At 74.3% G+C, this 24,001-nt stretch carries 23 protein-coding genes; 14 read left to right on the top strand and 9 right to left on the bottom strand.

The annotated features are described in order from the left end of the window. Positions 1-150: 150 nt before the first annotated feature. From ACFXDE_RS18020 to ACFXDE_RS18000, 5 genes are all read left to right on the top strand, one after another. On the top strand, positions 151-1,599 hold the full coding sequence (locus ACFXDE_RS18020; protein ID WP_380495319.1) for a purine-cytosine permease family protein: 1,449 nt from the start codon (positions 151-153) through the stop codon (positions 1,597-1,599). A 29-nt stretch (positions 1,600-1,628) separates the two neighbouring features. Then, complete coding sequence (locus ACFXDE_RS18015; protein ID WP_380442661.1) at positions 1,629-1,976, top strand: GntR family transcriptional regulator; 348 nt, start codon at positions 1,629-1,631, stop codon at positions 1,974-1,976. Beyond that, the gene (locus tag ACFXDE_RS18010) at positions 1,973-2,980 is read left to right on the top strand and encodes a DUF1648 domain-containing protein (protein WP_380495317.1); all 1,008 of its coding nucleotides are present in this window, start codon (positions 1,973-1,975) and stop codon (positions 2,978-2,980) included. Before ACFXDE_RS18015 ends, ACFXDE_RS18010 begins: the two co-directional genes overlap by 4 nt. Before the next feature lie 189 nt (positions 2,981-3,169). Next, positions 3,170-3,859, top strand: a complete 690-nt coding sequence (locus tag ACFXDE_RS18005; protein WP_380495315.1) for a DUF6304 family protein — start codon at positions 3,170-3,172, stop codon at positions 3,857-3,859. 102 nt (positions 3,860-3,961) lie between these two features. Further along, positions 3,962-4,705: a hypothetical protein gene (locus ACFXDE_RS18000; RefSeq protein WP_380495313.1), complete on the top strand. Its 744-nt coding sequence runs from the start codon at positions 3,962-3,964 to the stop codon at positions 4,703-4,705. 181 nt (positions 4,706-4,886) lie between these two features. Here ACFXDE_RS18000 and ACFXDE_RS17995 read toward each other — a convergent pair whose 3' ends face one another. Further along, positions 4,887-5,594, bottom strand: coding sequence for a response regulator (locus ACFXDE_RS17995; protein WP_380495311.1), 708 nt, complete (start codon positions 5,592-5,594; stop codon positions 4,887-4,889). An 8-nt stretch (positions 5,595-5,602) separates the two neighbouring features. Next, positions 5,603-6,793 (bottom strand): sensor histidine kinase, encoded by a 1,191-nt coding sequence (locus ACFXDE_RS17990; RefSeq protein WP_380442671.1) that lies wholly within the window; start codon positions 6,791-6,793, stop codon positions 5,603-5,605. 134 nt (positions 6,794-6,927) lie between these two features. Here ACFXDE_RS17990 and ACFXDE_RS17985 point away from each other — a divergent pair, with 134 nt between their 5' ends. Continuing rightward, complete coding sequence (locus ACFXDE_RS17985) at positions 6,928-7,839, top strand: ATP-binding cassette domain-containing protein (RefSeq protein WP_380495309.1); 912 nt, start codon at positions 6,928-6,930, stop codon at positions 7,837-7,839. Further along, positions 7,836-8,669: an ABC transporter permease gene (locus ACFXDE_RS17980; RefSeq protein WP_380495307.1), complete on the top strand. Its 834-nt coding sequence runs from the start codon at positions 7,836-7,838 to the stop codon at positions 8,667-8,669. The genes ACFXDE_RS17985 and ACFXDE_RS17980 overlap by 4 nt, the downstream gene beginning before the upstream one ends. 78 nt (positions 8,670-8,747) lie before the next feature. On the opposite strand, the gene ACFXDE_RS17975 is transcribed toward ACFXDE_RS17980, so the two are convergent. Beyond that, positions 8,748-10,217, bottom strand: coding sequence for an MFS transporter (locus ACFXDE_RS17975; RefSeq protein WP_380495305.1), 1,470 nt, complete (start codon positions 10,215-10,217; stop codon positions 8,748-8,750). A 160-nt stretch (positions 10,218-10,377) separates the two neighbouring features. Between ACFXDE_RS17975 and ACFXDE_RS17970 the strand changes: the two genes are divergently transcribed. Beyond that, entirely contained in the window at positions 10,378-12,453 is a 2,076-nt protein-coding gene (locus tag ACFXDE_RS17970; protein WP_380495302.1) for an MDR family MFS transporter, read from the top strand. 4 nt (positions 12,454-12,457) lie between these two features. Here ACFXDE_RS17970 and ACFXDE_RS17965 read toward each other — a convergent pair whose 3' ends face one another. Then, the gene (locus ACFXDE_RS17965; protein WP_380495299.1) at positions 12,458-12,952 is read right to left on the bottom strand and encodes a GNAT family N-acetyltransferase; all 495 of its coding nucleotides are present in this window, start codon (positions 12,950-12,952) and stop codon (positions 12,458-12,460) included. 121 nt (positions 12,953-13,073) lie between these two features. Beyond that, entirely contained in the window at positions 13,074-14,111 is a 1,038-nt protein-coding gene (locus ACFXDE_RS17960; protein WP_380495297.1) for an aldo/keto reductase, read from the bottom strand. A 101-nt stretch (positions 14,112-14,212) separates the two neighbouring features. Here ACFXDE_RS17960 and ACFXDE_RS17955 point away from each other — a divergent pair, with 101 nt between their 5' ends. Beyond that, positions 14,213-14,827: a TetR/AcrR family transcriptional regulator gene (locus ACFXDE_RS17955; protein ID WP_380495295.1), complete on the top strand. Its 615-nt coding sequence runs from the start codon at positions 14,213-14,215 to the stop codon at positions 14,825-14,827. A 61-nt stretch (positions 14,828-14,888) separates the two neighbouring features. On the opposite strand, the gene ACFXDE_RS17950 is transcribed toward ACFXDE_RS17955, so the two are convergent. Continuing rightward, positions 14,889-16,484 (bottom strand): phytoene desaturase family protein, encoded by a 1,596-nt coding sequence (locus ACFXDE_RS17950; RefSeq protein WP_380495293.1) that lies wholly within the window; start codon positions 16,482-16,484, stop codon positions 14,889-14,891. An 89-nt stretch (positions 16,485-16,573) separates the two neighbouring features. Here ACFXDE_RS17950 and ACFXDE_RS17945 point away from each other — a divergent pair, with 89 nt between their 5' ends. Next, positions 16,574-17,278: a C39 family peptidase gene (locus ACFXDE_RS17945; RefSeq protein ID WP_380495291.1), complete on the top strand. Its 705-nt coding sequence runs from the start codon at positions 16,574-16,576 to the stop codon at positions 17,276-17,278. Between the two features lie 28 nt (positions 17,279-17,306). On the opposite strand, the gene ACFXDE_RS17940 is transcribed toward ACFXDE_RS17945, so the two are convergent. The 3 genes from ACFXDE_RS17940 to ACFXDE_RS17930 all read right to left on the bottom strand — a co-directional run bounded on the left by ACFXDE_RS17940 (position 17,307) and on the right by ACFXDE_RS17930 (position 20,154). Further along, positions 17,307-18,347, bottom strand: coding sequence for a TerD family protein (locus ACFXDE_RS17940; RefSeq protein ID WP_380495289.1), 1,041 nt, complete (start codon positions 18,345-18,347; stop codon positions 17,307-17,309). Positions 18,348-18,432: 85 nt separating this feature from the next. Continuing rightward, entirely contained in the window at positions 18,433-19,617 is a 1,185-nt protein-coding gene (locus ACFXDE_RS17935) for a cytochrome P450 (protein ID WP_380495287.1), read from the bottom strand. Between the two features lie 9 nt (positions 19,618-19,626). Next, a complete protein-coding gene (locus tag ACFXDE_RS17930) occupies positions 19,627-20,154 on the bottom strand; it encodes an inorganic diphosphatase (RefSeq protein WP_380495441.1) in 528 nt (175 codons plus the stop codon). A 167-nt stretch (positions 20,155-20,321) separates the two neighbouring features. On the opposite strand from ACFXDE_RS17930, the gene ACFXDE_RS17925 reads away from it, so the two are divergent. From ACFXDE_RS17925 to ACFXDE_RS17910, 4 genes are all read left to right on the top strand, one after another. Further along, positions 20,322-20,840, top strand: a complete 519-nt coding sequence (locus ACFXDE_RS17925) for a PadR family transcriptional regulator (protein WP_380495285.1) — start codon at positions 20,322-20,324, stop codon at positions 20,838-20,840. A 121-nt stretch (positions 20,841-20,961) separates the two neighbouring features. Continuing rightward, positions 20,962-22,197, top strand: a complete 1,236-nt coding sequence (locus tag ACFXDE_RS17920) for a DUF2306 domain-containing protein (RefSeq protein ID WP_380495283.1) — start codon at positions 20,962-20,964, stop codon at positions 22,195-22,197. A gap of 47 nt (positions 22,198-22,244) precedes the next feature. After that, positions 22,245-23,099 (top strand): hypothetical protein, encoded by an 855-nt coding sequence (locus tag ACFXDE_RS17915; protein WP_380495280.1) that lies wholly within the window; start codon positions 22,245-22,247, stop codon positions 23,097-23,099. 71 nt (positions 23,100-23,170) lie between these two features. Next, a complete protein-coding gene (locus ACFXDE_RS17910; protein WP_380495278.1) occupies positions 23,171-23,998 on the top strand; it encodes a hypothetical protein in 828 nt (275 codons plus the stop codon). Positions 23,999-24,001 lie beyond the last annotated feature (3 nt).

The following is a 24,001-nucleotide window of genomic DNA, read 5'->3' as shown; positions in this document are numbered from 1 at the left end:
CTTTGTGGCATGCAACAAGGCGCGTCCGGAATCCGGAGGCGGCGGTTCGTCCGGATCGCCCCTATTGCGGCGGCGACGGGTGGCGAAGGATTGGCAGGCCGTCCGGAGTGACCGATTCCGGGCGGATTCCTGCACCAGAAGGCTTCCCTCATGCCGCAGAGCACCCACATCGAGCAGTACGGGGTGGACACCATCCCGGACGCCGACCGCACCAGCACTCCCCGGGACGTGGTCAGCATCCTCGTCGGTTCGAACCTCGCGTTCGGCGTCGTCGTGTTCGGGTGGCTGCCGGTCTCGTTCGGGCTCTCGTTCTGGGCGAGCCTGAGCGCGCTGGTGCTCGGCACCGTCGCCGGGATCGTGCTGACGGCGCCGCTCGCACTGGTGTCGCTGCGCACCGCGACGAACCTGTCGACCAGCTCGGGCGCGTTCTTCGGCGTGCGCGGGCGGCTGATCGGTTCGGTGGTCGGCCTGCTGCTGTCGCTCGGGTACACGGCGCTCGCGCTGTGGGTGGGCGGCGACGTGGTGGTCGGGGCGCTCAACCGGATGCTGGGGCTGCCCGCCGACGGCGTCGCGTACGTGGCGACGTACAGCGTGCTGGCGGTGCTGAGCGCGACCGCGGCCGTGTTCGGCTACCGGCTGCTGCTGAAGCTGGAGCGGGTGCTGATGTGGGCGATGGGCGCCCTGCTGCTGGCCGGGCTGTTCGCGTTCGCCCCGCACTTCGACGGCTCGGCGCACGGCGCCTACCTGCTGGGCGGATTCTGGCCGACCTGGCTGCTGGCGGTGGTCGCGGCCGGGCTGAGCGGGCCGATCGCGTTCATCACCCTGCTGGGCGACTACACCCGGTACGTCTCCCCGGCCCGGCACGCGCCGCGCAAGGTGCTGTGGTCGACGTGCCTGGGCCTGTTCCTGGGCCTGCTGATCCCCCAGGTGTTCGGCACCTTCACCGCCGTCGCGACCGGCGCGGGCAACGACTACGTGCACGGGCTGATCGCCGGCGCCCCGGCCTGGTTCCTGCTGCCGCTGCTGATCAACGGGCTGCTGGGCAGCGCGGGCAACACCGGCCTGATGCTGTACAGCATGGGCCTGGACCTGGACGCGATCCTGCCGCGCGCCACCCGGCTGCAGGCCACCTACGTCGTGGCGGCGCTCTCGACCGTGCTGGTCTTCCTGGGCCACTTCGTGTGGAACGCGCAGGACGCCGTCACCTCCTTCGTGCTCGTGCTGACCGCGATCGGCGCGCCCTGGGCCGTGATCACGCTGATCGGGCACCGGCGCTTCCGCGGCGACTACGACCAGCACTCGCTCCAGGTGCTCAACCAGCGCACCCGCGGCGGCATCTACTGGTACCGGGGCGGCTGGAACGTCCCGGCGACGGTGGCCTGGGCGGCGGGCAGCGCGCTCGGCCTGTGCGCGGTGGACACCCCGGCCTACCAGGGGCCGCTGCTGCCGCTGACCGGCGGGATCGACCTGAGCTTCGTGCTGTCGGGCGCGCTCGCGGCCGCGCTCTACGTGCTGCTCTCGCGCGGGGCGCGCGGCAAGGCGCCGGCGCTGCCGAAGCGGGAGGCGGTCCGGGAGACGACCTCCGAAACGGTGCACTGAGACCGCATGGTGCTATCGTCAGTAGCACCATGTTGCTGAAGCTGGACATCGGCGACGCCCGTCCCCTGCACGAGCAGGTGGCGGGCGCGATCCGTCGGGCCGTCGCCGAGGGCGAGTGCGCCCCCGGTGACAAGCTGCCGCCCGCCCGGGACCTCGCGCGGGCCCTCGGTGTCAACACCAACACCGTCCTGCGCGGGCTGCGCGCCCTGCGCGACGAGGGCGTGCTGGAGTTCCGCCGCGGCCGCGGCATCACGATCGCCGCCGACGCCGGATCGCGCGCCGAACTGGTCGACCGCGTACGCGAGTTGATCGCGGACGCGGCCCAGGCCGGCTACAGCAGGAACGATCTCGTGGATCTGATCAGGGGGATGCCGTGAACGACTCGGAGCCTGTAGTACCCACCGCGACGGAGCGAGGGCCACGCCGGGGAGGGCCCTGGGCGGCCGCGGCCTTCGCGGCCGGCGTGCTCGGGCTGCTCGTCGCACTCCCGCTGGCGGCGGCCGACCGGCTGCCGGACCCGGTGGCCACCCACTGGAGCGGCAGTCGGCCGGACGGCTCGATGTCGCTCACCGCCGCCGCGCTGTTCCCCGCGGTGATCTGGCTGGGCCTGGTAGCCCTCGCCGCCGTCGTCCGCCGCTTCCGGAGCCGCCAGGCGCCGGGCGCGCCCGGGGCGATCCTGGCCGCCGGCGGGGTGCTGCTGAGCGGCGCCCAGGCGTCGATCGTGCACGCCAACCTCGACCGCGCACGCTGGCAGGACGCCGCCTCGATGGACGCCTGGGTGATCCTCATCGTCCTGACGACGGGCGCCGCCGGCCTCGTCACCTGGCTCGCGACCCGCACGCCCGCCACCGGCACCGCCCCCACCGGCCCGCGCGGCCCGGTCATGACGCTCCCGGCCGGGGAGCGGGTGGTCTGGCTGTCCCGCGCCTCCAACGTCTGGATGCAGCTCGCCGCCGCCGTCCTCGGCCTCGGCGCGGCCGGCACCGCCCTGGCCGGCGCCACCGGGCTGACCCCCGGGCACTGGTCGCTCACCACCACGCTCGCGATCCTCGCGCTGACCGTCCTCGCCTGCTCCTCCGTGCAGGCCCGGGTCACCACCAAGGGGCTGGACATCGGCTTCGGCCCGTTCGGCTGGCCCCGGCGGCACTGGTCCCCCGCGGACATCGGCGCGGCCCGCGCCGAGCGGCGCACCGCCGCCCAGGCGGGCGGCTGGGGCTACCGGGTCAACGGCCTCGGCACCACCCTGATGCTCCGCGGCGGCGACTGCCTGGTCGTCGAGAGCCGCCAGGGCCACCGGTTCGCCGTCAGCGTCGACGACGCCGAACGCGGCGCCGCGCTGCTCGACTCCCTCGCCGAACGGGCGAAGGCCACGACCGCCTGAACTCCCCCGCCACCTTCCGCAGCCCGGGACGGGTGCCGTCCCGGGCTGCGGCGTTCCCTCCCGGGCTGCGGCGTTCCGTCCAGGATCCGGGCGCGGAGGCCGTGTCGTGGTTCCCCGAAGTCCTGCGCAGCCCTTCGAAGTCCTTCGAAACGATGGCTGGAGCCCCGCCCCGCGCCTCATAATTCCCCTATGCCGAGCGAGTTGAGATACGAGCCGCCGCTGCGCCTGCCCGCCGTCGTCACCGACCGCTGGGGCCGTGCCGACACCGTCCTGGTCAACGACGGGCAGACCTTCTCCCTGCTCCTGCGGGGCAACCGGTACGAGGGCGACAGCCTCGACTCCCTCGAACTCGTCGGCCGGCTCGACGAGGACGCCCTGCCGCCCGACCTGACCCGGCTCGACGAACTCTGCTCCTGCACGATCGAGTGGCGCACCCCGCTCCAGGTCACCGGCCCCGGCCCGGACCCGCGGCCCGGCCTCCTGCACGCCCGGCTCGTCCTCGGCGACGCCAACCCCGACGGCAGCCTCGACGCCCTGCACGTGACCCTCGAACTCGACCTGCCCGACGACGGCGGCACCGTCGCCTCCGGCGGGCCCTGGGAGGACATGGAGGACGCGCTCCTCGACCTCCAGCGCCGGCTCCCGCCCGGCGTCGCCCTCGCGGCCTGCATCGCGTGCGCGTTCTCCGACTACTCCCCGGCCGGTTCCGGCTTCATCGGCTCGATGGCCTGCTTCCGCGACGCAAAAGACGCCTACCGCGGCGTCACCGGCAAGGCCGACATCTTCCGCCTCTGGGACCGCCGCACCGGCTTCGCCCAGGAGACCTTCCACTGCGCCGAGTTCGAGCCCCGCCGACCGGGCACCGGCTACCGGGGGTAAGGCCGGAGGCCGCACCCGGCGGAAACCACTCGTTCCGGTGGTGTGGGGTCGTGCGGCGGCGCGGGTACAACAGAGGCAGCGCCGAGCCTCAAGGAGGCGTCCATGATCCCCCACTGGCGTGCCGTCAGAACTCCCTCACCCGATCCGTCCGACCCGACCGACCCGTCCGGCTCCCAGGACGAACGGACCGTCACCTTCCTGCGCCTCGGCGTCGGGCTGATCGGCATCCTCCTGCCGGTCGCCCTGCCGCTGGGCAACTGGCTGTTCGCCGAGCTCAGAGGCCTGAGCACGAACGGCTACTGGCCCGCGTCGATGAGCGGCGCCTACTACTCCAGCACGCGGAACGTCTTCGTCGGGAGCCTGTGCGCCCTCGGGGTGTTCCTCGTCTGCTACCGCTTCGACCGCCGGGACGACCGCTGGAGCACGGCGGCCGGGGCGTGCGCGCTCGGTGTCGCGCTCTGCCCGACCTCGCCACCGAACCCGACGGCGTTCCAGGCCACGATCGGGGCCGTCCACCTCGTCCTCGCCGCGCTGCTGTACATCGTCCTGGCCCTGTTCTCCGTCTACTCCTTCCGCGACCCGCGGTACGAGCGCAAGCCGTGGGTCGCCCGCGGCTACCTGGCGGCCGGCGTGCTGATCCCCGCGCTGCTCCTGCTGGCCGCCGTCGCCGCGCTCACCCACCTCGGCACGGACTGGCCGATCCGCCCGGTCTACCTGTGCGAATGGCTCGCCACCTGGGCCTTCGGCGCGGCCTGGACGGGCGCCGCGGTCGAACTCGCCGCCGCGGCGGGCCCGTCCGGCTCGCGCGCCACCGTCGCACCGACCGCGGACCCGGCGCCGCAGTAGCCGACGCACCGGTTCGCGTGACCGCTGCGCGGGGCCGACCCCGCGCGGCGGCCCGCTGGACGCGACACGGACGCACCACGGAGCACGGACGGACGCACCACGAAGAACGCGGTCGCACCCAGCCGCGACCGGGACATCGCGATGGACGCGAGCGTGGCGGTCGAGCGCCGAGCGCGCGGCCTCACGACCCCGTCGCGGAGACCAGGCCCGCCTCGTAGGCGAGGATCACCAGGTGCACGCGGTCGCGGGCGTCGAGCTTGGCGAGCAGCCGGGTCATGTACGTCTTGACGGTGGCGATGCTGAGCACGAGCTCGGCCGCGATCTCGCCGTTGGACAGGCCCCGCCCGACGAGGGTGAGGATCTCGCGCTCGCGCCCGGTGATCGCGGCGAGGCGCGGGTGCTCCGGCGCCGACGCAGAGACCGGTGCCGGGGCCTGCCCCGCGAAGGTGGAGATCAGGCGGCGGGTGACGCTCGGCGCGATGAGCGCCTCCCCCGCCGCGACCACCCGCACGGCGGCGAGGATGTCGTCCAGCGCCATGTCCTTGACCAGGAACCCGGACGCCCCGGCCCGCAGCGCCGCGTACACGTGGTCGTCGTCGTCGAACGTGGTGAGCACGACGACCCGGGTCGGCCCGCCGGCGGCGGTGACCAGGCGGGTGGCCTCGATGCCGTCCGTGCCGGGCATCCGGATGTCCATCACGACGACGTCCGGCCGCAGTTCGACGGCCAGCCGGACGGCGTCGGCGCCGGTGCCGGCCTCGCCGACCACCTCGACGTCGTCCGTCTCCGCGATCACCATCTCCAGCGCGGCGCGCACCAGCGGCTGGTCGTCGGCCAGTACGACGCGGACCACCCGCTGTTCCACCGGCCCGCTCGCGGTCCCGCTCACCGACCCGCTCACCGACCCGCCTCCGCCCGCAGGGGCAGCCGGGCCGCGACCCGGAACCCGCCCCCGGGGCGCGGCCCGGCGCTGAACTCGCCGTCCAGCAGCGCGACCCGCTCGCGCAGCCCGGCCAGGCCGAAGCCGCTGCCCGGGGCGGTGCCGTGGCCCCGGCCCCGGTCGGTGATCTCGACGGACACCTCGTCCTCCTTCGTGCGGTCGACGGACACCCGGCAGGCGCTCGCGCCCGCGTGGCGCACCACGTTGGTGACGGACTCCTGGATGACACGGAACACCGCGAGGTCCAACTCGTCCGGGAGCCCGGCCTGTTCACCGAGCCGCCGGACCTCCACCGCGACACCCGCGGCGGTGGTCGCGGCGGCCAGCCGGTCGAGGTCGGCCAGGCCCTGCGGCACGGTGGCCGAGGCCTCCCCCTCGGCCTGGCGCAGCGCGACGAGCATCCGGCGCAGCCCGGCGAGCGTCTCCCGTCCGGCGGTCTCGATCGCGCCGAGCGCCTCCTTGGCCCGCTCCGGCCGGGTGTCGATGACCCGGCGGGCGGCGCCGGCCTGGAGGGCGATGATGCCGATGCTGTGGGCGACGGTGTCGTGCATCTCGCGGGCGATCCGCAGGCGTTCGCCGGTGACGGCCGCCGCGGCCGCCCGGGTGCTCAGCGCCTCGGCGTGCTCGCGGTTCTGCCGCACCGAACGCCCGGCCAGCCAGGCGACGAGGGCGAGCAGCGCGGCTCCGTCGGCGGATCCGATGTGGGTGCCGGTGAAGATGCCGACGGTGTTGCCGTGCACGAGCCCCATGTGCAGCACGAGGAACGTCATGACCAGGGCGAACGCACTCCGGGAGGACCGGCGCGGCGCGGTGGCGGTGATCAGGCAGAGGGCGGCGTCGACGGCGAGCAGCGAGGCCGGGGGCACCTGGGTGTTCGCGGCCCAGCCGTCCGTCTCCGTCCAGGTGGCGATCAGCAGCAGAGCCACGGAGAGCACCGGCAGACGGCGCACGAGGGCGGCGCCGGCGAAGGCGACGGCGGTGTCGAGCAGGGTGAACGCCAGGCCGCCGTGCGCGGCGGCGCCGCTGTGCTGCCGGGCGGTGCCGCCGAGCACGACGGCGGGGTAGGCGGCGGCCGCACACCAGGCGAGTCCCACCCAGGCCTCGGGCGGGACGCGCCGGAACAGCGGCGGGGTCGGCGTCGTGATCATGGTGGTGATCGTATCGACGGATCGTCGGCGGGTCATCAAACCGTGGTTGTACGACCGGGGATGACGGCCGGGGCCGCACGGTGTCAGCACCGGTCCGATGCGGCGGTCCGGTCCGCTCCGGCACCGTATTGCCCATGATCGAAGTCACCGAGCTGACCAAGCGCTACGGCCGCCGGACCGCCGTGGACGGCCTCACCTTCACCGTCCGCCCCGGCCACGTCACCGGCTTCCTCGGCCCCAACGGCGCCGGGAAGTCCACCACCCTGCGGATGGTCCTCGGCCTCAACGAGCCGACCTCCGGCACCGCGACCGTCGACGGACGCTCCTTCCGCGACCTCAAGCGCGGCCTGCGCCACGTCGGCGCACTGCTCGACGCCGCCGACGTCCACGGCGGCCGCACCGGCCGCGCCCACCTGCGGGCACTGGCGCGCAGCAACGCGATCCCGCTCGGGCGGGTCGACGGGCTGCTCGCCGAGGTCGGCCTGGCGGATGCCGCGCGCCGCCGGATCGGCGGGTACTCGCTCGGCATGCGCCAGCGGCTCGGCATCGCGGGCGCCCTGCTCGGCGACCCGCCGGTGCTCCTCTTCGACGAGCCGCTCAACGGCCTCGACCCGGAGGGCGTCCTGTGGGTGCGCGGGCTGTTCCGCCGCCTGGCGGCCGAGGGGCGGACGGTCTTCGTCTCCAGCCACCTGATGAGCGAGATGGAGCACACCGCCGACCGGCTGGTCGTGATCGGCCGGGGCCGGCTGATCGCCGACGAGGGCCTGACGGAGTTCTCCGCGAGGGCCGGCCGGTCGAGCGTGACCGTCGTCGCGGCCGAACCGGCCTGCCTGGCCGGGGTGTTGACGGCCGCCGGCGCCACCGTCCGGCCGGCCCCGGAGGGCGCCCTCGCCGTCACCGGCCTCTCCGCCCCGCGGATCGGCGAACTCGCCCTGGAAAACCGCCTCTTGCTGCACGCCCTCACCACCCGCGGCGCCTCCCTGGAGGAGGCGTTCATGGAACTGACCGCCGACAGCGTCGAATACCTCGCCGGAGAGTCCCGTTGAGCACCCTCGCCATGACCGCCACCACCACCGCTCCGGGCCGCGCCCGCTTCCGCGACCTCCTCGCCGCCGAGTGGATCAAGTTCTGGTCGCTGCGCTCGACCCCGTGGGTCCTGCTGCTCGGCGCCGCCGTGGTCGTCCTCGCCGCCGTCAAGAACGCCACCTACACGTACGACCACTTCGAGCCCGGCCCGACGGCCGGCTACCACCAGGCCGCGCTCGACTCGGCGTTCAGCGCCGTCGGCGCCGACGTCGTCATGCTGGTGGGAGGCGGGCTCGGCGCGTTCGTCGTCGTCTGCGAGTACGCCAGTGGCCTCATCCGGGCGAGCCTCGCGGCCGTCCCCGACCGGCGGGCGCTGCTGCTCGCCAAGGCGGCCGTGCTGACGGGCGTGATGCTCGGCTGGGGCGCCACGGTCTCGGGCACCGCCTTCGGCGTGGCACAGGCGATCATCGGCGGCCGGGGCATCGGGCTGCCGATCACCGACCCGGGCGCGTTCCGGTTCGTCGCGGCGGCCGCGCTGTTCGCGCCGGTCTGCGCGCTCGTCGGACTGTGCCTGGGCGTGCTGATCCGGCACACGGCGGCGAGCGTCGTGAGCACGATCCTGGTGCTGTTCTTCGTGCCGTCGTTCTTCACCGACACCTACCACTGGTCCGCCGACGTCGCGCACGCCCTGCCGTTCACCGCGTGGCGTCGGCTGGCCCAGGTGGACCTGACGAACCAGCGGGTGTCGCCGTACCCGGCCACGGTCGAGAGCGGCTGGATCACGTTCGCGGTGTGGTCCGTCGCGGCGGTCGCGATCGCCGCGCTCACGATCCGGCGCCGGGACCACTGACGGGCGCGCCGAATGGCGGGCGAACGACGAGCGCACCGAACGACGAGCGGGGCCCGCCACGGGGGTGCGGGCCCCGCGTCACCTGGTGCGCCCGGCCGCCAGGTCCGCCGCCGCGACCACCAGCGCCGCCAGGACCAGGCCCGCCGCGACCGTCGCCCCCAGCTCGAAGGCGACCGCCCAGTCCGGGTTCCGCCCGCGGGCGTGGGCGAAGAAGACCGAGCCGACGATCGCGATCCCCACCGCCGAACCGACGCGCTGCGCGGTCTGCAGCACCCCGCCCGCACTGCCGGCCCGGGCGAGCGGGACCTGCGAGAGCGTCAGCGTCTGGTTCGGCGAGATCACCAGCCCGCTGCCCGTCCCCGCCACCAGGAGCGGCAGCGCCGTCGCCCAGCCCGCCCACGTCCCCGGCCCCAGCCGCACCGCCAGGATCGACGCCCCGAGCCCGACGAGCACCAGCACCAGCCCGAACACCACCAGCCGCCGCCCCAGCCGGGTCACCACCCGCCCGCCGAGCGCCGCCGAGACGGCCGAACCCACCGCGAACGGCGTGATCGACAGACCCGCCGCCAGCGCCGAGTAGTGCAGCCCCGCCTGGAGGTACAGCGTGAAGATGAAGAAGATCGCCGTGAACCCCGCGAAGTACACCAGCGACAGCGCCACCCCCGCCGCGTACGGGCGCACCGCGAACAGCTCCATGTTCACGAGCGGCTCCCGCCGCCGCGCGTAGTGCCGCTCCCACCCGACGAACGCCCCCAGCAGCAGCACCGCCGCCGGCAGCAGCAGCCACCGCGCCGGGCTGTGCCACTGCTGCTCCTGGACGAACGGCAGCAGCAGCGCCACCGTCCCGCCGCCGAGCAGCACCACCCCGACCGGGTCGAAGTCCCGGTGCCCCGCCCGCTCACCCGCCGGCGGGGGCGGCGGCAGCAGGCGGTAGGCGACCGGCAGCGCCGCGATCCCGATCGGCAGGTTGACCAGGAACACCCACCGCCAGCCGTCCTGCGGCCCGAACAGGTGGATCAGCAGCCCGCCCAGCAGCGGGCCGACCGCCGTCGACACCCCGATCGTCGACCCCAGCGCACCGAACGCCCGCCCCCGCTCGGCCCCCTGGAACAGCGTCTGGATGAACCCGGACACCTGCGGCACCAGCACCCCGCCCGCCGCGCCCTGGAACAGCCGGGCCAGCACCAGCCACGTCTGGTCCTGCGCCGCCCCCGCGAGCGCGCTGGCCAGCGTGAACAGCGCCAGCCCGGTCAGGAACACCGCCCTCCGGCTGCGCGCGTCCCCGAGCCGCCCGGCCGGGACCAGCACGAGCCCGAAGGCCAGCGCGTAGCCGCTCAGCACCCACTGCAGGCCGCTCTCCGACATGTGCAGCCCGGTGCGGACGGTCGGCAGGGCGACGTTCACGATGCTGACGTCCAGCAGCGTCATGAACCCGGCCACCAGGCACACCGCGAGCGCCCGCCAGCGCCGCGCCCCGGCCCGCCCGCCGACGGCGGAGGCGCCCCGGGACGGCGGGCGCGCGGTGCTGTTGGGGGGATCGGGGTTCATGGGGAGCCTTCTCCGGACCTCCGGACGCCCGGCATCGTCGGACGCCCGGCATCGCCCTGGGGGCCTCATCCTCGCCCCGCCCGACCGCGGGGGCCACCCGGCTCACCCGGACGGCCGAACCGCCGCGCGGCGGGCCCGCGGGCGCGGCGAGGCTGGGCGCATGACCGTCGACACCGAGACCACGCCGTCCGCCCCGCCCGTGCTGGACGTCCGGCAGCGGAACGTCGTCTTCGCCACGATCGTGCTCGGCATGCTGCTGGCCGCCCTCGACCAGACGATCGTCGGCACCGCCCTGCCCACCATCGTCGCGGACCTGGGCGGCGCCGCCCACATGTCCTGGGTGGTCACCTCCTACCTGCTCGCCGAGACCGTCGCCACCGTGCTGGCCGGCAAGTTCGGCGACCTGTACGGGCGCAAGCTGCTCTTCCAGGTGTCCGCGATCGTCTTCATCACCGGCTCGTTCTTCTGCGGCCTGGCGACGAACATGACGCTGCTGATCGCCTGGCGCGCCCTCCAGGGCATCGGCGCGGGCGGCCTGATGGTCACCGCGATGGCGCTGATCGCCGACGTCATCCCGCTGCGGGAGCGCGGCAAGTACCAGGGCGCGATCGGCGCGGTGTTCGGCGTGGCGACGGTCATCGGCCCGCTGCTCGGCGGGCTGTTCACCGACCACCTGTCCTGGCGCTGGGCGTTCTACGTCAACGTGCCGATCGCCGTCCTCGTGGTCGTCGCGGCGGCCCGGACGATCCCCTCGGTGCGGGCCGCCGTCCGGCCGGTCATCGACTACCTGGGGATCGCGCTGGTCGCGGTCGGGGCCGGCGCCCTGATCCTGGCCACCAGTTGGGGCGGCAACCAGTACGCGTGGGGCTCGGCGACGATCATCGGCCTGTTCGCGGGCGGCGCCGTGGCGCTCGGCCTGTTCTGCGTGGTCGAGACGCGCGCGGCCCAACCCATGCTGCCCATGCGGCTGTTCCGCAACCCGGTGTTCGCGGTCTGCTCGGTGCTCAGCTTCATCGTCGGCTTCGCCATGCTCGGCGCGCTGACCTTCCTGCCGACCTTCCTCCAGTACGTGGACGGCGACTCCGCCACCGTCTCCGGCGTCCGCATGCTCCCGATGGTCATCGGCCTGCTGCTCGCCTCCATCGCCAGCGGCAACGTCGTCAGCAAGACCGGCCAGTACCGGCTGTTCCCCATCGCCGGCACGCTCGTGATGGCCCTCGGCCTCTACCTGCTCTCGCTGCTCAAACCCGGGACGGGCACCGCGCTCGCCTCGCTGTACATGTTCGTCCTCGGCGTCGGCATCGGGCTGAGCATGCAGGTGCTCACCATCGCGGTGCAGAACACCGTCGACTACGCGGACCTCGGCACCGCCACCTCCGGCGTCACGTTCTTCCGCACCATCGGCAGTTCCTTCGGCACCGCCGTCTTCGGCACCATCTACGCCAACAGCCTGAAGACCGAACTCGCCGACGGCATCGCCTCCTCCGCCCGCCTCACCGGCGCGAGCCCGGCCGTGCTCGGCAAGGCCGCCGAGAGCCCGCAGGGCCTGCACGCGCTGCCCGCCGACCAGGCCGCGCCGATCGTCCAGGCGTACTCCGACGCCCTGCACACCGTCTACCTGTGGACCATCCCGGTCGCGGTGGTCGGCTTCGTCGTCGCGCTGTTCCTCAAGCAGGTCAAGCTGCGCGACACCGCGCGGGCCGGCTCCACCGACCTCGGCGAGGCCTTCGCCCAGCCGACCACCAGCGACGCCGACCCGCACCTGGAGTACTCGGTCTGCAAGATCGTGCGCGGGGTCGACCTCGACGCCGTCCGCTCGATCGTCTCCACCGCCGACACCCGCGTCGACCTCGCCGGCGCCTGGGCCCTCATGGAGGTCGCCGGCCACACCAAGGCCGTCGGCCGGGCCTCCCTCGACCTCATCGCCGCACGCAAGCGCGTCCCGCCCGAGGTCCTGGAACCGGTCTTCGACCGCATGACCGACGAGGGCTACCTCACCCGCGACGGCGACCAGCTGATCCCCACCGAGGCCGGCCGCCGGCAGATCACCGCCCTGGCCCGCGCCTGGTCCGACTGGCTCAACGCCCGCCTCGACGCCGACGCCGGCCGCCCCCGCAGCCCCCGACTGCGCACCGCCGCCGACGCCATCGCCTGGCGCCTCCTCGTCGAGGACCTCACCAACGGCCTCCCGACCCACGCCCGCCCGAAGGCCTCGGCGACGGTGCCGGCCGAGTAGGCCCTCACACCAGCGGCTTGGCCAGGACGAGTTCGCGGCCGGTGCCGTCGTCGAGGAGGTCGCCGAGCTCGTCGGTGTCGGCGAAGGCGTGGCGGCGGTAGAGGGCGATCGCGGCGTCGTTGTGGGGCGTGACGGCGAGCTTCAGGGTGGTGCAGCCCTGGGCGGCGGCCCACGTGGCGATCTCGGTGATCAGGAGGTCGCCGGCGCCCCGGCCGCGGGCCTGCGGGGCGACCCACATCGAGATGAGCTCGGCGGCCGTCGGGTCCTCGTCGGCGGGGACGCCGCTGGCCATGGCGACGGGCGTGCCGTCCAGGACGGCGACCAGGTCGAGCGCGCCGGGGATCTCCAGGCGCGAGCGCCAGCGGTCCTCGTGGTCGCCGGGGCCCTGCCAGTCGGCCAGGGTGGAGCCGAAGGCGTACGGCGCCTCGGCGAGCGCGGCGAGGCGCAGCTCGCGGAAGACGGGCCAGTCGTCGGAGGAGAGGATTCGCAGTTCAAGCATGGTGCGGACCTTGCCGCACCGGGCACCGGTACGGCAAGCCCATTATCCGGCGAGGGGCGGGTCCGCCCTTGTTCGGAGGACCGTCACGACCGGCCGAGACGGGATCGCTCCGCACCGTCCGTCAGCCGGTCATGGGCGGGTTGAGGCGGGCGAAGGCCTCCTGGCGGCGGTAGGGGAAGTAGGGGTAGGGGGCGGTGCGGAGGCTGGCGGCGTCGAGGCGGGTGACCTGGTCGGGGGTGAGGGACCAGCCGACGGCGCCGAGGTTCTGGCGGAGCTGGTCCTCGTTGCGGGCGCCGATGATGACGGAGGAGACGGTCGGGCGGCGCAGGAGCCAGTTGATCGCCACCTGGGGGACGGTGCGGCCGGTCTCCTCGGCGATCTCGTCGAGGGCGTCGACGACGCGGTGGAGGTGGTCGTCCTCGACCGGGGGGCCGTAGTCGGCGGTGTCGTGGAGACGGCTGCCGGCCGGGACGGGCGTGCCGCGGCGGATCCTGCCGGTGAGGCGGCCCCAGCCGAGCGGGCTCCAGACGAGGGCGCCGACGCCCTGGTCGGCGGCCAGCGGCATCAGCTCCCACTCGTAGTCGCGGCCGACGAGCGAGTAGTAGACCTGGTGGGCGGCGTAGCGGGGCCGGCCGTGCCGGTCGGCGGCGGCGAGGGACTTCATGAGCTGCCAGCCGGAGAAGTTTGACACGCCGGTGTAGCGGACCTTGCCGGCGCGGACGAGGTCGTCGAAGGTGGCCAGGACCTCCTCGACGGGGGTTGCGGCGTCGAAGGCGTGGAGCTGGAAGAGGTCGATGTAGTCGGTGCCGAGGCGGCGCAGGGCGTCGTCGACGGCCTTGGTGAGGCGGGCCCGGGAGGTGCCGGCGTCGTTGGGGCCCTCACCGGTGGGCAGGCCGGCCTTGGTGGAGATGAGGACCCGGTCGCGGCGGCCGTGGACGGCCTTGCCGAGCACCTCCTCGGAGGCGCCGTCGGAGTAGACGTCGGCGGTGTCGAACATCGTCACGCCGGCGTCGATGGCGATGTCGAGGAGGCGGCGGGCCTCCTGGTCGCCGGTGGTGCCCCAGGCGCCGAAGAGCGGGCCCCGCCCGCCGAAGGTGCCGGTGCCGAGGCTGAGCGCGGGAACCTTGAGGCCGGACGCGCCGAGCTGACGGTATTCCATGGTGGTTGCTCCCCCAGGAGGCGGCTAACGGGACGGTCGTTCCGTTAGGATGACTCGACCGTAGCAGAATCCGACGAGCTAATGGAACAGGAATCCCGTTAATGGTCGACGAGAGCCAGCCCGTCCCGGGCACCGTCCGCCCCGGCGGCCGCACCGCACGCGTGCGCGCCGCCGTCCTGCGCGCCGCGGAGGACGCGCTCGTCGAGCACGGCTTCGCCGGCCTCGACCTCGGCGACATCGCCCAGCGCGCCGAGGTCGGGCGCACCACCGTCTACCGGCGCTGGGGCGGCACCAGCGCCCTGGTCGCCGACCTGCTCGCGGACATGGCCGAGCAGTCGCTGCCGCGCACCCGCAGCGGCTCGCTCGCCGAGGACCTGCGCGCCAACGCCCGGCTGGTCCAGCGCACCCTCGCCGACCCGCGCCAGGGCGCGCTGTTCCGCGCGGTGATCGTCGCGGCGAACGGCGACGCGGGCGCAGCGGAGGCGCTCCGGCGCTTCTACGAGGTGCGGGTCGCCGAGTGGGCGCCGTGCGTCGCCGAGGCCGTCGAGCGCGGCGAACTGCCCGCCGGCACCGACCCGGCGGAGGTCGTGCGGGCCGTCTCGGCCCCGCTCTACTACCGGATGCTCACGACGGCCGACCCGCTGGACGAGGCCGCCGCCGACCGCGCCGCAGCAGCAGCCGAGGCGGCGGCCCGGGCCGGGGCGTACTGCCGCTGAAACGCGAACGGCCGCACAGCGCATGGGCGTTGTGCGGCCGAAGGGGCCAGGAACACCAGGGTCACCGGGCCGTCTCCTCCAGGACCGCCATCGCCGCGTTGTGGCCGGGGATGCCGCTGACTCCCCCGCCGCGTACCGCCCCCGCGCCGCACAGCAGCACGTTCGGGTGGGCCGTCGCCACGCCCCAGCGTTCGGCGGCGCCGGCCGGATCCCCTTCCGCGTACGGGAAGGACAGGTCGTGGTGGAAGATGTGACCGCCCGGCAGGCCGAGCTCGCGCTCCAGGTCCAGTGGCGTCTTCGCCTCCACGCAGGGCCGCCCGTCGGCATCCGTCGCCAGGCAGTCGGCGACCGGCTCGGCGAGCACCTCGTCCAGCTGCGCCAGACTCGCCGCCAGCGCACGGGCCTTGGCGTCCTCGCGCGTCGACGGGTCCGCGAACAGCCGTGCGGGCATGTGGAGCCCGAAGAGGGTCAGGGTGTGGAGTCCCTGCCCGATCGCGCCAGGGCCGAGGATCGAGCTGTCGGTGAGCGTGTGGCAGTAGATCTCGGACGGCGGCGCCGAGGGCAGCCGGCCCGACGCCGCCTCGCCGTACGCCGCCTCCAACTGCCGGTAGCCTTCGGCGATGTGGAACGTCCCGGAGAAGGCGTCCCGCGGGTCGACGACGGAGTCGCGGAGGGCGGGAAGTCGGCACAACACCATGTTGACCTTCAACTGCGCCCCTTCCGGCGGAAGTTCAGCTGAAGGCTCGCCACCGAGAAGCCGTGCCAGCGTCGCCGGCGCCGCGTTCACCAGCACCTTGGCACCCACCACGACGACTTCGCAGTCATTATGACGGTACGTCACCTCAGCCTCGCCGTGGCCGTCCGTCGCGATCGCCGTGACCTCGCACCCGGTGCGCAGCTCGGCGCCCGCCGCCAGCGCCGCCTCCGTGAGTGCGCCGGTGACCGCGCCCATGCCGCCGACCGGGACGTCCCAGTCGCCCGTTCCGTTGCCGATGACGTGGTAGAGGAAGCAGCGGTTCTGCCGCAGCGAGGGGTCGTGGGCGTGGGTGAACGTGCCGATCAGGGCGTCCGTCAGCACGACGCCGCGCACGAGGTCGTCGGCGAAGGTCCGCTCGATCGCCTCGCCCAGCGGCCGCTCGAACAGCGTCTCCCAGGCGGCTGCGTCCCCGATCCGGCGACGCAGCTCGGTGCGCGAGGGAAGTGGTTCGGTGAGCGTGGGGAAGACGCGTTCGGCGATCCGCCCGGTCGTGCCGTAGAAGCGGCGCCAGGCCTCCCACTCGCGCTCGCCGCCGGTCAGCGCCCGGAAGGACTCGCGCGTGCGGTCCGGGTCGGCCGCGTCGACGAGCAGGCCGGTCGGCTTCCCGTCCCGCACCACCGGCGTGTACGAGGAGATCCGGCGGCGCCGCAGCTCCAGCCGCAGGCCGAGCTCGCGCACGATCGCGCGCGGGAGCAGGCTCACGAGGTACGAGTAGCGCGACAGCCGCGCGTCGATCCCCGGGAAGGCCTCGGCCGACACCGCCGCCCCGCCCACCCGCGGCAGCCGTTCGAGCACCAGCACCCGCCGCCCGGCCCGCGCGAGGTACGTCGCCGCCACCAGTCCGTTGTGCCCGCCGCCGACGATCACGACGTCGTACCGCGAGGACGCGTTCGTGTTCATCCGGCCACGGTACGACCGAACGGACGCCGCGTCACCGGTTCGGGGCGCACCGGCTGCGCTCCGTAGCCGTCCTTCGTAGCGTCATGGCCATGACGATCATTGCGAAAGCACGCGCGGCCTGCGTCGCCGCCCTCGTCGGCGCGACCCTGGCGGCCGGCACCGGGACCGCGACGGCCGGCGGCGGCGTCGGCGGGGGCGTCGGCGGCATCGAGGCGGCGTCGGTGCCGTACTACCACCAGGCACTCGCCAACGACTGCGAGGCGGCGGCCCTGCGCATGGTCCTGGCCTCGCGCGGCGTGACGGCGAGCGACCAGGACGTCCTGGACCGGATCGGCGTCGACTGGGACCACCCCGAGTTCGGGCACTCCGGCCCGCTCTCCGGTGACCCGTACGAGGCCTTCGTCGGCGACCCGGACGGCTCGGAGGTGGACGGCACCGGCTTCGGCGTGTACGCCCCGCCGGTGGCGAAGGCCGCCCGCGCCTTCGGGCTCTCCGTGGCCCATTCGGGCTCGGGCATCTCGGTCCAGACCCTGAAGGACAGCCTGGCCGCCGGCCGCCCGGCGATCGTGTGGGTGGACTACCTGTGGCGCCACCTCAGGTCGACCACCTACACGGCGTACGACGACGTCAAGGTCCTCTACGCGGGACCGGCCGAACACGCCGTCGTCGTCACGGGGTTCGGCGACGGCACGGTGTCGGTCAACGACCCCGCGCGCGGCCGGACGACCGTCTCGGAGACGGACTTCGAGAACGGCTACGCGACCTACGGCCGGATGGCGGTCGTCGTCGACTGACGAGGACCGCCACCCGCCGCGGGACGGCCTAGAAGAAGCTGTCGTCGTCGCCCTCGTAGTAGTTGTTGACGACGACCTGGGGCTCGTCGTCGCTCAGCGCCTCGTTGAGCAGCGCGCCGCCGACCAGGCCCGCGGCACCGGCACCCAGCAGGGCGCCGGTGCCGAAGCGGCGGCCGCCCTGCTGCTCCGGGTGGCCCTGGCCGGGGACCTGCGGGTACCCCTGCTGGTAGCCCTGGGGGTACCCCTGCTGGACCGGCTGCGGGTACCCCTGCTGCGGGGTGTAGAACGGCGGCGGGGTGGTCTGCACGCGCTGGGCGCAGGCGGCGCACGCCTGGATCGGGCGCGGCACGCCCCACTGCGGCGACCACTGCACCGCGGTCGAGCCGACGCCGTGCGAGGGGTCGAAGAAGCACGTCACTGCGGAACTCCCTGTTGCTTGCTGGACCGTTGCTGCCTGAGGAACAGAGGGGACGGCCGGCGGGGCCGCAGGCGCCGCCGGGGCGGCCGGCTGGAGCAGCGCGACGCCGAAGTCGGTCGCGATGCCCGCCAGCCCGGTCGCGTAGCCCTGCCCCACGGCCCGGAACTTCCAGTCCGCGCCGTTGCGGTAGAGCTCGCCGAACACCATCGCCGTCTCGCTGCCCGCCTCGGCGGCGACGTCGTAGCGCACCACCTCCGTGGCGCCGTCGGCGTCGGTGATGCGGATGTACGCGCCGCTCACCTGGCCGAAGGACTGCCGGCGCTGCGCCGCGTCGTAGATGGCGACGGCGAAGACGATCCGCTCGACGTCGGCGGACACGTCGGTGAGCGAGACGTCGATCCGCTCGCGGTCCCCGCCGGCGCCCAGGTCACTGCCGTGGTGGCGGACCGAGCCGTCCGGGCTGCGCAGGTTGTTGAAGAAGACGAAGTGCCCGTCCGAGACGACCTGCCCGGAGCGCCCGCACAGCAGCGCGCTGGCGTCCAGGTCGTATCCGGGGCCCGCCGTCCAGCCGAGGCCCACCCGCACGGCCCCGAGCCCGGGGGCCTGCTTGCCCAGCGAGACGTTGCCGCCCTTCGTCAGGGCCACACCCATGGCGCTTCCTCTCCTCCACACCCTTGCTTTTTGCACTGCCGACCTCGACAACGCTGTAGAGCCCGTGCCGGTTCCCGCCGACAGGTCAGTACCGGACGGGCAGCTCCAGCAGGCCGCGGGCGCGCAGCGCGGGCCGGTGGCGCAGCTGCTCGACGGGCACGTCGAGGGCCAGGTCGGGGAAGCGGCGCAGCAGCGCGCCGAGCGCGATCTCGGTCTCCAGGCGGGCGAGCGGCGCGCCGAGGCAGTAGTGGATGCCGTGGCCGAGGGAGAGCTGGCCGCTCTCGCGGCGGCGCAGGTCGAGCCGGTCCGGGTCCGCGAACTGGTCGGGGTCGCGGTTGGCGGACGCTATGGCGAGCAGGACGGTCTCGCCGGCCGGGACGGTGACGCCGCCGATGGTGACGTCCTCGCGCGGGAAGCGCCGGATGGACAGCGGGGCCGGGCCGTCGAAGCGGGCGAACTCGTCGAACGCGCCCTCGACCAGGGCCGGTTCGGCCCGCAGGGCGGCGAGCTGCTCGGGGTGGGTGAGCAGGGCGAGGACGGCGTTGGCGATGAGGTGGACGGTGTTCTCGTAGCCGGCGAAGAGGATCAGGAAGGCGAGCGAGGTGAGTTCGTCCTCGCTGAGCCGGTCCTCGGCGTCGCGGACCGCGATGAGGTCGGAGAGGAGGTCGTCGGCGGGGGCGGAGCGCTTGCGCTCGATGAGGCCGGTGAAGAAGGCGAGCATCGCGCCGACGGCGGCCTTGGCGTCCTGCGGGCGCTCGGGGTCGGGGGTGATGAGGGCGTCGGTCCAGGCGCGGAAGTCGTGCCGGTCGTCCTCGGGGACGCCGAGCAGGTCACAGATGACCGTGATGGGCAGCGGCGCGGCGTAGGCGGCGAGCAGGTCGGCGCGGCCGAGCGGGGCCATCGCGTCGAGCAGCTGCTCGGCGACCCGCTCGATCGGGGCGCGCAGGGCGGCGGTCCGGCCCGGGGTGAACGCCTTGGTGACCAGCCTGCGGATGCGGGTGTGGTCGGGCGGGTCCATGGTGAGCAGGTTGGCGTCGAGGGCCGGCGGCAGCCTGAAGCCGCGGTAGTTGCCGGGCGCCGCATGGGCCTTGTCGAGGGACAGCCGCGGGTCCGCGAGGGCCTGGCGGACGTCCGCGTAGCGGGTCACCAGCCACACGGGCAGTCCGTCCGGTCCGACGACCCGGTGGACGGGGGCGGCGGCGCGCAGGGCGGCGTAGCCCGCGTAGGGGTCGGCGATCAGGGCCTTCACGGTCAGGTCGGATGACGTCACATGATCACCTTACGGCCGGCGGCGGACCCCGTTTCCGCTGCCCCGGGCCGCGCGGGCCGGGCCGGCGAAGCGCGTCCCCGCCGCCCGGGCCCGGGAACCCGCGATCTCGCGGTAGGCGTCGGCGCGGCCCGCCCAGTGCGAGCCCTCGACGGACTTGCCGCGCTCCAGGTCCTTGTAGACCTGGAAGAAGTGGGTGATCTCCAGCAGGTCGAAGCGCGGCAGGTCACCGATGTCGCGCAGGCCCTCGTAGCGCGGGTCCCGGGCCGGCACGCACAACACCTTCTGGTCCGGGCCGCGTTCGTCGCGCATGACCCACATGCCGACGGCCCGGCAGGTCTGCACGCAGCCCGGCACGGCCGGCTCGCCGCCGAGCACGACGGCGTCCAGCGGTTCGCCGTCGCCGCCGAGGGTGCCCTCGACGTAGCCGTAGTCCGCCGGGTAGCGGGTGGCGGTGAAGAGCGTCCGGTCGAGGCGGATGCGGCCCGCGGCGAAGTCCATCACGTACTTGTTGCGGGATCCCTGCGGGATCTCGATCATGACCTCGAAGAACGTCGACCCGGGTCCGCCCCGGTCCTCGAACTCCACCTGCGCCTCCACTGCGGCCTCCTCGCCGGTCCTGTGGCGATTGTCCGCCGCGGGGGCCCGCGCTGCCCACCCCCCGCGACGCGTGTTGGGGCGCGGGGTGCGCGCGGTACCGTCACCGCATGCCCGAAACCCGGTTGACCACCCCCTCGTTCCTCGTGCTCGGCATCATCGACAAGCTGGGCGAGGCCAGCCCGTACGACGTCAAGGTGGAGGCGGCCCGGACGGTCGCGCCGTTCTGGTCGGTGCCGCACGCGCAGGTGTACGCGCAGTGCGACCGCCTGCTGCAGGGCGGGCTGCTGTCCGAGGTGCGGCAGGAGGGCGGACGGGGCCGACGGCTGATGCGGCTCACCGACGGGGGGAGGGCCGCGCTGGCCGAGTGGCTGGCCGATCCGGGCTTCGAGCCGGTGGAGGCGCGGGAGCGGAACATCCTCAAGCTGTGGTTCGGCGGCAGCCCGCGGATCCTCGCGCCGGGGCAGGTGCTGGAGCACGGCCGCACGCTCGGCGAGTACGAGCACCTGGCGGAGGAGGTCGGCGAGCTGCTGAGCCGGGGGGAGCGCGAGGCGCTGGAGTTCGGCATCCGGTACGAGCGGATGATGGTGGACTTCTGGCAGTGGGTGCAGTCCCGCGACAACTCCTGACGCCCGCGCGGCGCCCACCCCACGCCTACCTGACGGTAGCGATCCGCGCCGCACCCATTGACCGCACCGTCGGACGGCCCTACGGTCCCCATAGTCCTTTCTGGACCATCTGATCAGGACCATGGGGAACCGCACAGGCGGGAGGGTCGCGATGCGGCGGCTGAACGGCACGACGGACGACCGGGGCGGACGGACGGAAGGACCGCGGCAGGTCCGCTGGGGCCGGGTGGCCGCCCTCGCGGTCGCCGGGCTCTGCGTCGTCTACGCGCCCATCGCCATGACCGACGTCTGGCCCTACGAGCACCCCGGCGCGTTCGCGCCCGGCCGGTGGGTGCTCGCCCACTCCGGGGTCTCGCCCGCCTACGTGGCCGAGGCGCTCGCCGACCGCCTCGAACCGTACCGGCGCAGCTTCGTGCCGCTGCTGGTGCACACGGTCCTCGGCGGCGTCCTGATGCTGCTCGGCCCGCTCCAGCTCTGGTCGGCCGTCCGGCGGCGGATCCGGCTGCACCGCACCGTCGGCGTCGTCTTCGCCGTCACGGTGTACGCGTCGATGGCCGGCGCCGCCGTCTACCTGGCCCGCACCCCGCCGGCCCAGGCGTTCAGCGGGGCCGCGTTCTGGGTCGTCCTCGCCACCATCCTGGTCGGCACGGTGCTGAGCACGACGCTCGGCATCGGCGCCGCCCTCACCGGCTTCCCCGACCTGCACCAGCGCTGGCTGCTGCTCTGCTACGGCTACCTGATGACGGCGCCGCTGCTGCGCCTGGAGTGGGGCGCGCTGCCGCTCGTCCTCGGGAGCCGGCCGGTCGCCGAGCTCAACCGGGTGGCGATCATGCACCTCGGGTCGATCGTGACGTTCGGCGCCCTGGCCGCCTCCCGGGCCCTCGACCGGCGGACCACCGTGCGCGGCATGACCGGCACGTGGTGCCCGCCCGCGGTCCTGGCCGCCGCCCAACTCGTCGGCGCAGCCGGGGTGGTGTGGCTGGTCCGGTCGTTCGCGGCCTGGGGCCCGGAGGGCCGGCGGCTTCTGCTCGCCTACCTGATCCCGCTCCTGCTGACGTACGTCTTCATCATGGTGCGGCAGCGGCGGACGACGGGCTGGGCGCGCGAGGAGTGGCGGCTGCACCTGGCGTTCCTGTGCCTGGCGCCCGCGTTCTCCGCCGTCGCGGCACCGCTCTTCGAGCACGGGATGCGCCTGGACGGGCGGACCGCGCTCATGGCCGCTGTCGGCATCGGCTGCGGGATGCTCGCCTTCGCGGCCACCGCAGTGGTGAGCCTGCGGGTGCTGTACGCGCGTGAGGTGACGACGCGTCAGAGCAAGGCGTCGGCCGCGCGGCCGACGTCGGCCCTCCCGCTGTAGCAACCTCTGCCCGGGCCGACGACCAACTCCGCGGGAGGACCGTACACATGAGCACCCAGGACCCGGACCTCGGTGGCCGGGAGCTGTCGCCCGCCATCACGACGCTGTCCGCCGTCGTCGCGGTCGTCAGCATCCTGACCGGCGCGCTGATGGCCGTCGCGGGCCTGACCGGGCACGCCTTCGGCGCGTGGCACTCGCCGGAGGCGCTCAGCCCCGGGCTGATCGGCGCGGCCATGGTCGGCGTCTCCCCCGGGCTGCTCGTGGTCGGCCGCGCGCGGGTGTGGGAGGAGGTGCGCACGCTCGTCCTGCCGACCGCCGTCGTGCTCGTCGGCCTGTTCGCCGTCAGCGTCGCCGACGGGCGCGAACTGCACGTCGCCACCGGCGGGTTGATCGTCCTGGTGATGTTCAGCCTGGGCTGGGTGGCCGTGCTCGGCGCGCTGGCCGCAGCGTCGGTGCTCTGCCTCGTCGTGCAGTACCGGCGGCCGGTCACCGCTCCCCCGGCCCGGACCGCCCCGCTGCCCGCGTGGTCGAAGCCGCTGCTGGCGGTGCTCGGCTGCGGGTGGCTCGGCCTCGGTACCGGCCTGGTGCTCGCTCCCCGTTTCTGGGGCGGGCTCGTGCCGTGGGCGGTCGGCCGGGCCGACGCGCAGGGCCTCGGGGTGTGGTGCCTCGCGCTCGGGGTGGGCGTGCTCGGCGCCCTCGCCGAGGACGACCTCGCCCGGCTGCGGCCCGCCCTGCTCTCCGTCCCCGGGGTGGCGCTGGCGTCGGCCGTCCTGCTGGCCGGGCGCGCGGGGGACGTCACGTGGTCGTCCGGGGCGGCGCTCCCGCTCGTCGTCCTGCTCGCCGGCCTGCTCTCCACCGGCGCCATCGGCCACTGGCTGACCCGGCGGGCCGTGCCGGCCTGACGGGCTCCCTGGGCCCGCCTCCAAACCCCCGCCTGCCGTGCGACGCCCGGGCACACCCTACGATCACCCGCATGGGGAACTGGCACGTCACCGTCATCGACCAGCAGCGCAAGCGCGGCATGGACCCGGTCTACGCGGTGCGCGAGGAGCCGTTCGCCGCGCGCGACGGCCTGGTCATCGGCGGCCGCACCGGCGAGATCACCTGCACCGACACCGCCGGGCGCCTCCGGTGGACCCGCCCCGTCCCGGGGACGCCCAACGCGGCGCACATCTCCTCCGGACGCGTCCTCGTCACCACCGGCTCGATCAACTACCACGCGTGGGGCCACCTCGGCCCCGCCTACCTCCTCGACCTCGCGGACGGCACCCTGGTCGCCGAACTCCGCGGCGAGCGCGGCGCGACGCTCGGCGGGGGCCGGTTCCTGCTCGGGCTGGAGGGCTACGACCACTTCCACACCTGGCAGTTCGACCGCGACGGCAACGTCACCGACACCTGGCGCAGCTACGGCCACTACGTCGTCGGCACCGGCGTGCGCGTCGTCGAGGCCGACCGCGCGACCCCGACCGGGAGCCGCGTCGTGCGCCTCCTGCCCGGCGGCGTGATCGAGCGCAGCGCCCTGCTGCTCACGTCCTCGCAGGTGCGCGAGCCCGTCGTGCTGTCCGACGGCACGGTCCTGGTCCTGGACGCGGGCGTGCTGCGGGCCGTCGGCCGCGACCTGACGGACACCGTGCTCGCCGAGCTCTTCGCCGTGCCCGAAGGCGAGAGTGGGCGGTTCGTCGCCACGCTGGAGCGGACGGCCGCCGACCGCCTCACGGCCGTCGTCCGCGAGCGCAACCCCGAGCGGCCGAACAAATACCTCACGCACACCTGGACGCTCGCCCTCCACCCGCCGCAGTGACGG

Origin of the sequence: Kitasatospora sp. NPDC059408, assembly GCF_042751525.1 — a bacterium.
Classification (GTDB): Bacteria; Actinomycetota; Actinomycetes; order Streptomycetales; family Streptomycetaceae; genus Kitasatospora.
The sequence above is the reverse complement of the archived record's forward strand: the minus strand, read 5'-3'. Positions and strand labels throughout refer to the sequence as shown.

Excerpts from the sequence above, each read along its gene's own strand:
- ACFXDE_RS17950 (WP_380495293.1), bottom strand. The coding sequence starts at position 16,484 with ATGAACACGAACGCGTCCTCGCGGTACGACGTCGTGATCGTCGGCGGC.
- ACFXDE_RS17940 (WP_380495289.1), bottom strand. The coding sequence starts at position 18,347 with ATGGGTGTGGCCCTGACGAAGGGCGGCAACGTCTCGCTGGGCAAGCAG.
- ACFXDE_RS18020 (WP_380495319.1), top strand. The coding sequence starts at position 151 with ATGCCGCAGAGCACCCACATCGAGCAGTACGGGGTGGACACCATCCCG.
- ACFXDE_RS17965 (WP_380495299.1), bottom strand. The coding sequence starts at position 12,952 with ATGCTTGAACTGCGAATCCTCTCCTCCGACGACTGGCCCGTCTTCCGC.
- ACFXDE_RS17955 (WP_380495295.1), top strand. The coding sequence starts at position 14,213 with ATGGTCGACGAGAGCCAGCCCGTCCCGGGCACCGTCCGCCCCGGCGGC.
- ACFXDE_RS17945 (WP_380495291.1), top strand. The coding sequence starts at position 16,574 with ATGACGATCATTGCGAAAGCACGCGCGGCCTGCGTCGCCGCCCTCGTC.
- ACFXDE_RS17930 (WP_380495441.1), bottom strand. The coding sequence starts at position 20,154 with ATGATCGAGATCCCGCAGGGATCCCGCAACAAGTACGTGATGGACTTC.
- ACFXDE_RS17960 (WP_380495297.1), bottom strand. The coding sequence starts at position 14,111 with ATGGAATACCGTCAGCTCGGCGCGTCCGGCCTCAAGGTTCCCGCGCTC.
- ACFXDE_RS17925 (WP_380495285.1), top strand. The coding sequence starts at position 20,322 with ATGCCCGAAACCCGGTTGACCACCCCCTCGTTCCTCGTGCTCGGCATC.
- ACFXDE_RS18015 (WP_380442661.1), top strand. The coding sequence starts at position 1,629 with ATGTTGCTGAAGCTGGACATCGGCGACGCCCGTCCCCTGCACGAGCAG.
- ACFXDE_RS17970 (WP_380495302.1), top strand. The coding sequence starts at position 10,378 with ATGACCGTCGACACCGAGACCACGCCGTCCGCCCCGCCCGTGCTGGAC.
- ACFXDE_RS17910 (WP_380495278.1), top strand. The coding sequence starts at position 23,171 with ATGGGGAACTGGCACGTCACCGTCATCGACCAGCAGCGCAAGCGCGGC.
- ACFXDE_RS17915 (WP_380495280.1), top strand. The coding sequence starts at position 22,245 with ATGAGCACCCAGGACCCGGACCTCGGTGGCCGGGAGCTGTCGCCCGCC.
- ACFXDE_RS17990 (WP_380442671.1), bottom strand. The coding sequence starts at position 6,793 with ATGATCACGACGCCGACCCCGCCGCTGTTCCGGCGCGTCCCGCCCGAG.
- ACFXDE_RS17985 (WP_380495309.1), top strand. The coding sequence starts at position 6,928 with ATGATCGAAGTCACCGAGCTGACCAAGCGCTACGGCCGCCGGACCGCC.
- ACFXDE_RS18000 (WP_380495313.1), top strand. The coding sequence starts at position 3,962 with ATGATCCCCCACTGGCGTGCCGTCAGAACTCCCTCACCCGATCCGTCC.
- ACFXDE_RS18005 (WP_380495315.1), top strand. The coding sequence starts at position 3,170 with ATGCCGAGCGAGTTGAGATACGAGCCGCCGCTGCGCCTGCCCGCCGTC.
- ACFXDE_RS17975 (WP_380495305.1), bottom strand. The coding sequence starts at position 10,217 with ATGAACCCCGATCCCCCCAACAGCACCGCGCGCCCGCCGTCCCGGGGC.
- ACFXDE_RS17920 (WP_380495283.1), top strand. The coding sequence starts at position 20,962 with ATGGGGAACCGCACAGGCGGGAGGGTCGCGATGCGGCGGCTGAACGGC.